Raw genomic sequence first — 12,671 nt, 5'->3', positions numbered from 1 at the left:
AAATTAGGGATGACTACCTGATGAATTGGGGCGGTACAATTAATTTAGTTGCAGCGATGCGGGACCAAATTCTTCGAAATGAATGTTCTCCGCGTCGATACCCTGATTAATTAAATATTGGAAGTGCTTTTTGATGAATCCTGCTGGCCCACAGAGGTAATAGTTTGCCTCCTGTGGAAGATAAGAAGCATCTATTTTAGCAAGGTCAACCCAACCCGTAAGAACATTCGCGTCCGCATCCTCTGCTTCGTCATAGAAAGAAAAAGTAGTTATGTTTTGATGTTGGCTTTCCAATGTTTTCACTCTTTCTTTAAACGCATGTAGATCAGGGTTACGGCATCCGTGGATCCAAGTGATCGGTTTGTCTTCTTTCTTGTCCGCTAAATGCTCTAACATGGCGATCAATGGGGTCTGACCAACGCCGCCACTGATAAATACATGTGGTTTTTCACATTCGATAAGCTGAAAGGAACCCGTTGGCGCTGTGAGTTCCAGTTGTTTTCCAACCTCAACGTATTGATGTATATAATTGCTCACCATACCCTCAGGTTTTCCTCCCGCAGCTTCTCTTTTTACCGAAATCTGGAGGTACTCGCCATTACTCGCATCGGAAAGACTATATTGTCTGGGTTGATAAAGGTGTAATTCGGGAAGAAATACACGTACACTTACATACTGGCCTGCCGCATGTTTTGGAAGTCTTCCTTGATCTGTTGGCCTGAGATAAATAGACTGAATCTCATCGGTCTCGGCTACCACTTTTATAATGGTGAATGGCTTCCAGCCCGTCCATCCGCCGTCGTTTTGGATCATCTGATTATACATATCCTTTTCGACTCCGATCATCAGATCTGCTAGCTGAAAATAGGCAACTTCCCAGGCTTCAATTAGTTCTGCTGTTGCAGCATCCCCCAATACTTCCTGAATGGACGCCAATAAATGCTTCCCAACAATCTGATAATGCTCCGGACGAATATTGAGGCTACTGTGTTTTTGTCCGATATGTTTCACTGCCGAAAGAAGGACTGCGGGATTCTCAATATGCTCCGCATAGGCTAATACTGCTGTAGCCAAAGCCGTTTGTTGTCGCGCATTTTGTTGGTTTCCCATATTGAAGATATGTTTAAGCTCCGGATTGTGGTCAAACATACGTTTATAAAAATGACTGGTCAGCGCTACACCATGTTCTTTTAAAACCGGTACAGTACCTTTGATTAACTCTTTTTGTGCTTCAGTAATCATAATAAAATATTTAAATACCTTTTTATCTTTTATTTGATCAGAATAAAAAATGAAAAAATCCACTCGCTGTGAGGAATCTTATAACCTTGATAGGGTTCATTTGCAAATGACTATCGTTTACAAAAATAGAGAATTATAATAAAAGACAAAAATATCTTTTATTATTTTTTACTGCTTGTATGGACAACCATCCGGTCGATTTTAACGACAGTCTTGTTCACAGTGGACTACTCCCAGGTTTTAAGGTTTTTAGGATAAAATGTCCATTCAGGGGTTTTTATAATATCTTGGTCAATATCGTACCAAGGACTAAGCTTGCTGTTGTTCCAATTGTTTAAAATTTGTATTTCTTGGGCTGGCATGTAGCTTTGTGCGAGTAGTAAAATTGTTTTTCCAGTGCTGTCCTTGGCCAGATCAACTACAATGATTGCATGGCCAATAGGAGATCCTTTTTGGATAAAAGTATCTCCAATCTTAACTTCTTGAGTCGTTTTTACACGGGGCAGCTCATCATGTAGTGAAGCCGTATTTGCATAGGCAAAAATATATTCCAAATATTTCCAATAGGTTGGGTAGGCGTAATCTCCTTTTGCGTAGTTTGTAAATGTACGGGGTTTACCGTCTGAAAGGAAGTTAAATTTGATATCCTTGTACCGCTTTTGTTGGTATAAGTAATCTGCCCTGAGCCGCATGACAGCATCCGCGCATTGGTGTAAATCGCGCTTTCCGATGTCCAGCTTTACCACACTGTTGTAGATGTTATTTCTAGGTTTAATTTTTCCATTGTAATAATGTACCTCCCTGTCGATGGGGTACAATGGAAGATTTTCAAGGAAATTTCCAAATTCTTCAGTCCGATAGTTTGCCCTTTTAAAGCCTTCCGGCAATAAAATGCGTGATTTGACCGTCATCCCAGCGGCGTTAATAAACTGGTTGCCGTCAGTTCGCGCTACTTCCGGAGTGACAGACTCGAGCACTTGGGATTTTGATGCAGCAACATTTGGCTGTCCGCAGCCGCTAAAGACCCGACAAGAAAGGAGGGGAAGGAGGACATATAGTGATCGCATCGATAAGTTTTAGTTAGTGCAACGTGTTGCAACGAATATAAATAAATTTAAATGCAATTCGAAGCGTGAAACATTTGAAAAAATTAAGAAATTTTTAAGCTGTTTATCAACTGTTTGGATCATTTTCTGATGTAGCTTAGCCGAAGTTAATACGAATATGGTTATGTCAGAAAAACAGATTTTTCAGACGTCAAGCAAAAAGCGCTGGTACGCTTTTTCATGGATGAGCAGTGCATTGGTGATCGGTTTGGTCATTGGGGTAATTTGTGTGGTGTATACATTGGGAAAGATTCAGATTCCTCCTTTTCCAACAATTAATACCAACACAGCGTTGACCGAAAAGTCCACCGCCAGATTAAAAAAATCCAAACAATTTAAGGAGTTTACCATTGTAAAATCCGAATTGGAGAAGATCAGGCATGATCGCGAGCTCAAGCATTTAAAACATATTGGAACCAAAAATAGGATCAATATGGGCTTTTATGTCAGTTCTTGGTCCAATGAAGTCCGCGAGCAATCGCTGTCCGATTTACGCCGAAATATCGGTCATCTGGATATGGTTGCCATGGAGTCCTTTTTTACGGTACCCACCCAGGATACCGTGGTTGATAAAGCGGATACTGCAGCGCTTAAGGTGATCCATCAATATAAGCGTAAAGCAATTGCGCAGATTTCCAATTTCAGTGGTAACGATTTTGATGGGCAGACGGTGAAAGCCATCTTGCTTCATCCGGATAAACAGCAGCGCTTCATAGACGACATCCTGCTCAAAGTCAAACGAAATGGCTTTTCCGGAATAAATATCGACTTTGAGAATTTACAGTTGGATGACCACAAGCCATTAAACGATTTTATGGCGCATATCTATACGGTATTTCACACCGAGGGCCTGCTTGTTACGCAGGATATTTCACCTGAAAATGATGATTATGATCCAGTTTCGTTACAAAAATATAACGACTATATTATTTTGATGGCTTATGACCAGCATTCGATTGAAAGTAATGCCGGCGCCATTTCACATCAGGCATGGGTTGAAAAGAACCTGGATGAACTTTGCAATAAGATCGATGCAGACAAAGTGATTTTGGCTTTGGCATGTTATGGATATGACTGGCCGAAAGATCGGGTCGGCAAGACGTTGACCTATGATAACGCCGTTATTTTGGCGCATAATTACAATGCCAGAATTACTTTTGATCCCCAATCTTCCAATCTCAACTTCAGCTATACAGATGGTGCGGGGATGCACCATGATGTCTATTTCACCGATGCCGCAACTTATTTCAATCTCATCCGCAAAGCCGATGACTGGGGACTTGCAGGCATTGCTCTTTGGCGTTTGGGAAGTGAAGACGCTCGTTTATGGTCGTTTATTTCCAGATCATTGAATCAAGAAAATTTGAAAAAAGAACCCTTTGACTTTCGGAAAATAAGTCAGATCAAGGTGGGAGGCATTCAATATATTGGCGATGGAGAAATTTTGGATTTGGTCAATAGCCCGGCTCCTGGGGAAGTTAAATTTACTTACGATCCATCGACGCTGATGATTCAGGACCAGGTGTATGTAAAAACACCGAGTAATTACGTTATTAAGCGCTTTGGAGAAAGAGACAAGACGGTGGTGCTCACATTCGATGATGGGCCTGATCCTACTTATACGCCACAAGTATTGGACATCTTAAAAAAAGAACGTGTTCCGGGAGCTTTCTTTCTTGTGGGTGTGATGGCTGAGAAAAATATGGATCTGGTCCGTCGCGAATACCAGGAGGGACATGAAATCGGTAACCATACTTTTTTTCACCCCGATATGTCCACAATAGGGCCAAATCGTGTTAAGTTCGAGTTGAACGCCACCCGAAAGATCATTGAGTGTATAACCGGTCATAGTACCATCCTTTTTCGGGCTCCTTTTAATGCCGATGCCGAACCGCAGACGGTGGCCGAAATCCTACCCGTGGCTCAGAGCCGTAAAGAGAACTACATCAATATCGGCGAGTACATTGATCCCAATGATTGGTTACCTGGCCGTACGCCGGATGAAATCTATAATGAAGTCATCAAACAACGCGATAATGGCAACATTATCCTATTACATGATGCCGGAGGCAACCGAGAAGCGACCATAGCCGCCTTGCCTCGTATTATTCATTATTTTAAATCTCAGGGATATAAATTTGCGACGATTGGTGATCTAATGGGCAAAAAACGTGATGAACTGATGCCGCCCGTCGAAAATGCTTCCGATTCGGGATTTAGTGGATCTTCCAACCGCTTGTTCTTGGGAACATTGTTTTATGGGAACATCTTTCTTAACCTGGTATTTTCCATTGCCATTGTATTGGCAATTTTTAGAACAGCAATGATTGCTTATCTGGCAGTCCGGCAAAAACAAAAAAGTAAAAAAGATCAATCTCAATTGGTTTTGGATTCCCGGGAGAGGGTCAGTGTGATTATTCCTGCCTATAATGAGGAAATAACCGTGTTGGCAACTATAAAAAGCCTGTTGAATTTGGATTACCCCAATTATGAATTGATTTTTGTTGATGATGGATCGAAGGACAAGACTTTTGAAATGGTCAGTAAGGTGTATGGTGATCATCCCATGGTAAGGATATTTACAAAACCAAATGGCGGAAAAGCCTCGGCGCTTAACTATGGTATCCAACAATCTGATGCACCGTTTGTGCTCTGTATTGATGCCGACACACAGCTGAAGACAGATGCTTTAAAGCAATTGATGAAATATTTCAATACAGCCCAGGTTGCAGCTGTTGCAGGAAGTGTTAAGGTGGGCAATGTACACAATATATTGACCCATTGGCAAGCAATCGAGTATGTCACTTCACAAAATATGGATCGGCGAGCTTTCGATCTGCTCAATATGATTTCAGTTGTCCCCGGGGCAATCGGCGCCTTTCGGCGGTCTGTTATTCTGGAAGTTGGCGGATTTACAACAGATACACTGGCCGAAGATTGTGACTTAACGATGCGTATATTAAAAGCCGGTTATACCGTTCGGAATTCGTCAGAAGCGATCGCATATACCGAAGCACCAGATACAGTCAGAATGCTCTTTAAGCAACGTTTCCGCTGGAGTTTTGGTGTGTTGCAAAGTTTTTGGAAAAATAAACAGACCTTATTGAATCCCAAATATGGCTATTTTGGTATGGTCGGAATGCCCAATATTCTAATATTTCAGATCATACTCCCCTTATTTGCGCCTTTGGCTGATATATTTATGTTATTTTCCCTAGTGAGTGGTCTCTTCTCTCTCAGTGAGGTGAATGGTATCAGCTGGACGGGAATTGCTGGACTGTTTTCACTGCATAACGGTTTTGGTCAAGTGATGTTTTATTATTTACTTTTTGTATTTGTGGATATATTCTTCGCGGGTATTGCTTTTAAAATGGAAGGCGAGAAACTCAGAAATTTAATTTATTTGTTTCCGCAACGATTTTTCTGGCGGCAACTGATGTATTTCGTTTTATTCAAGTCTGTCAGAAAGGCCATTAAAGGTGAATTAAATACCTGGGGAACTTTAAAACGGACTGGAGGGGTAAAGCAGGCAACAACAGTTGAATAGAAGCACATATTCATTGCAGCGACCTGATCGGATTACGCATTGAGAATCCCGATCGGGTACTCAAAATGTACGGAAATTTTTAATTGACCCTGAGAATAGGTACTTTCAATAAAAATAGCAACGACATGAAGATACTTTCCGCTCAGCAGATGAATAACCTTGATATCGAAACCCTAAGAGATCAGAAAATCAGCAGCCTTGATCTCATGGAACGTGCGGCAACAGTCGTTTTCGAGGAGATAAAAAAACTTTATCCCCGATTGGAGTGCAGTACCTTTTACATTTTTTGCGGCAAAGGAAACAATGGCGGTGACGGTTTGGTGCTCGCCCGCTTGTTGGATCAGCAGCAGGCCGAAGTCAAGGTCTATTTGATTGATGTGAAAGAGTACTCGCCAGACAACCTTTTCAATCAGAAGCGTTTACCCAATTCCATGATCCAAAAGATCAGTCCTGAAGATCGGATTGATATCCCTTCCCAGGTGATCGTATTGGACTGCTTGTTTGGTTATGGGCTAAAGACAGTACTAACAGCTGCTTGGAACGGTATTATTTCCAGTATAAATGGATGTGGTGCAAGGATCTATTCCGTGGATATGCCTTCTGGACTTTTGGCGGACGAAACGACTGCTGCAGATGCTCCCATTATTCGGGCAGATTTGGTTTTTACCTTTCAGTCACCCAAACAGGCCTTGCTGCTGCCCGAAAACCAATGGTATGTAAAAGACTTTAAGGTGTTGGATATCGAGCTAAGTCAGCGGGCAATTGAAGCGGCTAAAAGCAATCTTTTTTATGTCGACCAGGCACTTGTGAGGTCCTTTTACCGAACGCGAAGGAAATTTGATCATAAGGGAACATTTGGTCATACCCTGATTATTGGCGGAAGTAAAGGTAAAATGGGGGCCGTACAGCTTGCACTAAAGGCGGCCCTTCGCGCCGGATGCGGCTTAGCGTCTGCTTATGTACCCGCCTCTGGCAATCCCATCTTACAGAGCACTGTGCCCGAAGCGATGGTGATAACAGATCCCGAGCAAGATTTTATTAGCCAATTCCCTACCGTCGCCAGCTATCAGTCTATCGGTATTGGGATTGGTATGGGAACAGCGCAATATACAATTGATGCCCTAAAGGTATTCGTTTCTGGTATCGATGATACTCCTTTGGTATTGGATGCTGATGCGTTGAACATTCTTGCCCGCGAACCGGAGTTGTGGTCTTTCGTTCCGGCCCACAGTATATTGACTCCTCATCCAAAAGAACTTAGCCGGATATTGGGAACATGGCAGGATGATTTTGAAAAGATCGAGAAAGTGAAAGTCTTTGCACGTAAATATCAGTTTTACGTGTTAATAAAAGGGGCTAACAGTGCTATGGTGATGCCTGATGGACTCGTGTACTTCAATAGTACAGGCAACGTGGGCATGGCGACAGGAGGCAGTGGCGATATACTGACAGGGATTATTACCTCCCTGCTTGGACAGGGGTATTCTTCCAAAGAGGCCTTAATTATGGGGGTATATATTCATGGGCACGCGGCAGATATTGCGGTAAAGACGATCGGCACCTATTCCTTGTTGCCTTCGGATACCATTAATCATCTTTCCGACGCTTTGATCGCATTAGAACAGGACGATAATGGATTTGTACATTGAACAAGTTTTTGCTGCCCGAACATGGAAACTGCGAAAAGATGTTTTCTCTCCCGGGGGCAAGCTCGGAGAAGTGATGTTGGAGGGCGACTTTGAAGCGACGCATTTTGCGGCCTACGACGGAAATGAAGTTGTTGGCGTACTCAGCCTAATTTCTTCAGGGGATAACTATTCAATTCATTTTCTGGCTGTCGCCCCACAGGTTAGATTGAAGGGGGTAGGGACCGCGTTATTGCAATATGCGCGACTATTTATCGATACGTTCGGTGGTAAAATGCTCCAAGCCGAAGTGCCCTTTGCACAGCAGCATTTTTGGGAAAGTAATGGTTTTGTTCCCTTAAAACAAAAGGAGGAGCTCATGATCACGTATTCATTGCCGCTAACCAATGATCTCATGCCCGACAATGAGCCATGAGGTAGGTTATGGTTGCAAACCGGTGCTGCTCCCTGTGATCCTTACTGATTTTCAGCGTAAATGATCCGATCTGCAGCTGTAATGTTACGTATTATCCGGCAGGGATTACCTGCAGCGACGACGTCTGCCGGAATATCTTTTGTGACGACCGATCCCGAACCAATGACTGAATTTTTCCCGATTCGCACGCCGGGGTTGACCACAACATGCCCACCAATCCATACATTATCTTCGATAACAATAGGTAAAGCAAACTCCCAACCTTGATTTCTTGCTTCAAAATGGAGTGGATGACCAGCTGTAAAGAGGCTTACATTCGGACCAAATAACACATTTTCACCGATGGTAACCGGTGCGCCATCTAAAATTGTACAATTATAATTGCTGTAAAAGTTTTCACCGATGGTAATATGATAACCGTAATCACAACGGAAGGGCGGTTCAAGAAAAAATCGATTTCCAGTTGCTTTAAACAGTTTCTGGATGATCTGCTTTCTAAATTTGATTTGTTTGGGTTCCGAATCGTTAAATCGCTTGAGCTCTTCTTTGGCGTATTGCCTATCCTTAAATAATTGCCCATCCGAATCGATGTAGGGAAGGCCGGCAATCATTTTCTCTTTTGGTGATTTCATTCCGTATAGCTTTGTCTGTGGCAAACTTAGATAAATTGATCTTTAAATGCAATACAAACCTAGCGCCATCAATCAATGCTTCTGGTCAACTATTTTGATCGTCAATCCATATCTGTTTGATGACATGGGATTTGTGACAAATCCCCGTGTTATAGCCTCTTAACGCGCAATACGGCGGTGGATCTTCTTAGTGGATCTCCACGCGAAAAAACAGATTTCTAATGAATTCATGCAGTTGTGACAAACAATTTTCGTTCGAAAAGCATTTAGATAATGGACACACGTATGCTACTGCCTTCGTCGTAGCTGTATTCAAAATTATTATTTCAATGAAGATCGCTTATATAAGTACTTACTTGCCCAAAGAATGTGGCATCGCCACTTTTACATCGGATTTGTTGCATGCTGTTGCGCTGCATAATCAGGAATTAACACAGCATGTTTTTGCTGTCGCTGATCGGGACTATGATTATCCCAGTGAAGTTGTCTTTAAAATAGACCAGTATGATCAATTGTCCTATATTGAAGCGGCCAACTATATTAATGAACATGGCTATGACTGTGTGATATTGGAGCACGAATATGGCATCTTCGGTGGTAATAGTGGGATATATATCTTATCGTTGATTAACGCATTGCATATTCCATTGTTAGTTAATTTTCATACCATTCTTGAGAAGCCGAATGTCGATGAAAAGGCTATTCTCATTGAAATTGTAAAAAGAGCTTCGATTGTAATCGTCATGAGTAATTATGCGGTTACTTTACTCAAATCCATTTATAGGGTCAATACCACAAAAGTTAGACTGATACACCATGGTGTGCCCGAGTTTACCTTGGAACATGAACTTGCAAAGCTTAAAAAAGGTCTTTCTGGCAAGAAAGTGTTATTGACATTTGGTTTCCTGGGGCGCAACAAGGGCATCGAAATGGTGATTGAATCCCTACCTGAAGTCGTTAAAGATGAACCAGATCTTTTGTACCTCGTCGTTGGCAAAACACACCCTAATGTGTTGGCGCATTCGGGAGAGGAGTATCGGGAGTATCTAGGCAGTCTCGTGGAAGCTTATCAGTTGCAGGAGCACGTACAATTTGTTAATTCCTTTGTAAGCCAGGCCGATCTGGTGGAGTATTTATGTGCCTGTGATGTTTACGTCACCCCTTATGTTAATGAGGCGCAGATTACCAGTGGAACGTTATCTTACGCTATTGGCGCCGGAGCTGCGGTGGTGTCTACGCCTTACTGGCACGCCAAGGAACTGCTGGCTGACGGCAGAGGAGTATTGGTCGAATTTAAAAATTCAGCCAAGATGGCCGAAGTGCTTAGAAATCTGTTTTCAAATTTGGATTACCGCACCACTTTGCGCGACAATGCAAAGGCCTTTGGAAAAGAGATCACCTGGAAAAACATCGGCCTTCGGTATACGCGGATTTTAGATAAAATCATTCCGACTTACGATGGTCTTAAAGAAAACGCTGGATTTAGTAAAGATGAGATGCCCAAATTCAGCTGGAAGCATATTGATAGACTGACTAATCAAGTCGGTATCTTACAGCATGCAACCTATTCCTTGCCCAATTATAAAGAAGGCTACTGTCTCGACGATAATGCGAGGGCACTTTTACTTGCTTTATTAGCCCAGGATGATTTTGCTGATAAGAAATTAGACCGTCGTATTTCCACCTACCTGAGTTATATTTATTATCATCAGCGCGAGGACGGTCTTTTTCATAATTTTATGGATTTCCAGCATAACTTCTTGGATGAAGTCGGTTCGGAGGATTCCTTTGGACGAACGATATGGGCCCTGGGGGTGCTTCTTCGTAAAACTAAATTAACGAGTTATTATCAATTGGGGCACGAGTTATTTTTTAGAGCTGTGCCGAATTTCGGTCAGTTGCGCTCCAATCGGGCGATAGCGTATACTGTGTTGGGAATTGCGGAATATTTGCATCATCAATCCAATGACGAGGTCATGATAGAGCTGATGCGGACGCTTATTGGCAAACTCGTGCGGGAATACGAAGCGAGTTCAGATGAACACTGGCAATGGTTTGAATCCGTATTGGCGTATGATAATGCAATATTACCTTATGCGTTTTTGACAGCTTATCCTTTTTTAAATGATGAGACAATAAAACAATTGGGGCTAACGACATTAAAGTTTCTCGAAAGCATTACGATCCAAAATGGTGCGCTTTCGTTGGTGGGAAACCAGGAATGGGCCAAGCAGGGCAAGCATGTCAGTAAGTTTGGCCAGCAGCCGCTCGATGTCACAGCCATGGTATTTATGTATCGCGAAGCTTTTCGACTGACGAATAAAAAGGTTTATTTTACCCGAATGATAGCCTCATTCCGTTGGTTTTTGGGCGAGAATGATCTTAGGCTCGGACTCTACGATGAGGAAACCAAAGGTTGCTGTGATGGACTGGAGTCTTATGGCATCAATAGAAACCAAGGGGCTGAAAGCACCCTCTGTTTCTATTTGGCTTATATTGTGGTTTCTCGTGCCTTTAATGATAGCGATCAGGATTCAAGATAGCCAGCAATAAGTCTTCAAGCTTGATGGTGGCATAAGTCGACTCATAATCAGACATTGCATACGGTAAAATAAGGTGTTCATTGTGGACCAGAGCACCGCAGGAATAAATGACGTTTGGTACATAGCCTTCCCGTTCTTCATCGTTTGGGGTCATCAACGGACTATGTAGGCGTCCAATTTCAATATGGGGGTTGTCCAGGTCCAGAAGGGAGGCCCCCAACACATACTCACGCATCGGGCCCACGGCATGGGTCAGGATCAGCCAGCCATATTGAGTTTCAATCGGTGAGCCGCAATTGCCGATCTGGACAAATTCGTAGGGATATTCAGGTTCTTGAATGCGGATTGCCGTTTCCTGCCATATGTTGATATTGTTGGAGTAAGCAATGTAATTGTTTTCACCGTCAATGCGACAGAGCATGGCGTAGCGTCCATTTATTTTTCTTGGAAATAGTGCCGCACCTTTATTGGCAATTTCACCATAGATGGGTTTCACCTTAAAATGATAAAAATCTTTTGTGGTGAGCAGTTTAGGAAGGATACTAAATCCGTCGTAGGCTGTGTAGGTAGCATAATAGATGCTCTCATTCTTCTCAGTTTTGAACTGGACAAAACGGGCGTCTTCAATTCCTCTTTTTTCTGTGTCGGCGAGCGGAAATATCACGCGTTCCGAAATGGATGTGTCCAATGAAAAAGTCATTTCATAATGCGAGGATGCAAGCCATAGTGCCTGTTGTAAAAATGTAACATTTTCAAGATTCTCTTCACTCTCCCGCCGCACTTCATCGATGTACCGCTTGAGTTCCTCATAGGTAAATGTCTCCGTTAGCTTCTCTTCCAGTTTGGACTTGACTTCGGTGGGGTCAGCATGCAGCTCATTCATCTTCTTCAAGAACGACTCCTTGTGATACCGGTGATTTTTTACCTGCATGGGTTTATCTAGCAGATTACCGATATAATCGATATGGATATTATTGTCGACGTCCAAGGTGCCCGAACGAAAAACGATCGAAGAGACATGACCTTCTCCGGTGGCTCTGAAGCTTAAAATAACCCGTTTTTCACCTTTGAATAATTCGGTCTGGTCCGGATGTTCGATAATGGATGGATTAAACAACGCAGCCGATTCAATGGAATATTCCATGGTGAAGTAAGAGCCGATCAGCAACTTGTCAATATGACTGAGCTTTTCTTTTGAAAATGGAATCTTCTCCAAAAGATGGCTTACCCGGTCAAAATTTCGTTCAAAGATATGGGCAATGCTACGATGTCTTTTCGTATAGCTTCGTAAGACCTGTCCAAAGACTTCTTTCCGTTCCGACTCGTTAAGGGATAAAATGCGCCTGATAATTTTTATTGTACGGTCATCGCCAAGGAAAAAAAAACGTGCGAGAACTCTTTTCTTATCCGGTTTAAAGTAAATATCCTTTCGTTCAACTTGTACTGGTTTATGCATAATTTTATGTTCATGTTTACACATTTATTAGAACGATCAGCGATTGTCTTTTGTTTTATTCCCCGGCAATAATCAACGGATATC

8 protein-coding genes are annotated in these 12,671 nt (G+C 42.5%); 4 read left to right on the top strand and 4 right to left on the bottom strand.

The window, feature by feature from the left end:
• Nucleotides 1-39: 39 nt before the first annotated feature.
• Together hmpA and AAH582_RS15760 are read right to left on the bottom strand one after the other, a co-directional pair.
• Nucleotides 40-1,242, bottom strand: a complete 1,203-nt coding sequence (hmpA, locus tag AAH582_RS15765; RefSeq protein ID WP_343318576.1) for an NO-inducible flavohemoprotein — start codon at nucleotides 1,240-1,242, stop codon at nucleotides 40-42.
• 227 nt (nucleotides 1,243-1,469) lie between these two features.
• Nucleotides 1,470-2,309 (bottom strand): DUF4846 domain-containing protein, encoded by an 840-nt coding sequence (locus tag AAH582_RS15760; RefSeq protein WP_343318574.1) that lies wholly within the window; start codon nucleotides 2,307-2,309, stop codon nucleotides 1,470-1,472.
• Between the two features lie 163 nt (nucleotides 2,310-2,472).
• Here AAH582_RS15760 and AAH582_RS15755 point away from each other — a divergent pair, with 163 nt between their 5' ends.
• From AAH582_RS15755 to AAH582_RS15745, 3 genes are all read left to right on the top strand, one after another.
• A complete protein-coding gene (locus tag AAH582_RS15755) occupies nucleotides 2,473-5,895 on the top strand; it encodes a glycosyltransferase (RefSeq protein ID WP_343318573.1) in 3,423 nt (1,140 codons plus the stop codon).
• Between the two features lie 125 nt (nucleotides 5,896-6,020).
• Nucleotides 6,021-7,544, top strand: a complete 1,524-nt coding sequence (locus AAH582_RS15750; RefSeq protein ID WP_343318571.1) for an NAD(P)H-hydrate dehydratase — start codon at nucleotides 6,021-6,023, stop codon at nucleotides 7,542-7,544.
• Nucleotides 7,528-7,956: a GNAT family N-acetyltransferase gene (locus tag AAH582_RS15745; protein ID WP_343318570.1), complete on the top strand. Its 429-nt coding sequence runs from the start codon at nucleotides 7,528-7,530 to the stop codon at nucleotides 7,954-7,956. The genes AAH582_RS15750 and AAH582_RS15745 overlap by 17 nt, the downstream gene beginning before the upstream one ends.
• 41 nt (nucleotides 7,957-7,997) lie before the next feature.
• Here AAH582_RS15745 and AAH582_RS15740 read toward each other — a convergent pair whose 3' ends face one another.
• Nucleotides 7,998-8,588 carry a sugar O-acetyltransferase gene (locus tag AAH582_RS15740; protein ID WP_343318568.1) on the bottom strand — a complete coding sequence of 197 codons (591 nt, stop codon included), beginning with the start codon at nucleotides 8,586-8,588 and terminating at the stop codon, nucleotides 7,998-8,000.
• A 221-nt stretch (nucleotides 8,589-8,809) separates the two neighbouring features.
• Between AAH582_RS15740 and AAH582_RS15735 the strand changes: the two genes are divergently transcribed.
• Nucleotides 8,810-11,131 carry a glycosyltransferase family 4 protein gene (locus AAH582_RS15735; protein ID WP_343318567.1) on the top strand — a complete coding sequence of 774 codons (2,322 nt, stop codon included), beginning with the start codon at nucleotides 8,810-8,812 and terminating at the stop codon, nucleotides 11,129-11,131.
• Here AAH582_RS15735 and AAH582_RS15730 read toward each other — a convergent pair.
• A complete protein-coding gene (locus AAH582_RS15730; protein ID WP_046674508.1) occupies nucleotides 11,103-12,587 on the bottom strand; it encodes a glycoside hydrolase family 130 protein in 1,485 nt (494 codons plus the stop codon). The genes AAH582_RS15735 and AAH582_RS15730 overlap by 29 nt on opposite strands.
• Nucleotides 12,588-12,671 lie beyond the last annotated feature (84 nt).

The sequence above is a fragment of the Sphingobacterium multivorum genome (assembly GCF_039511225.1).
Lineage (GTDB): Bacteria > Bacteroidota > Bacteroidia > Sphingobacteriales > Sphingobacteriaceae > Sphingobacterium.
The sequence above is the reverse complement of the archived record's forward strand: the minus strand, read 5'-3'. Positions and strand labels throughout refer to the sequence as shown.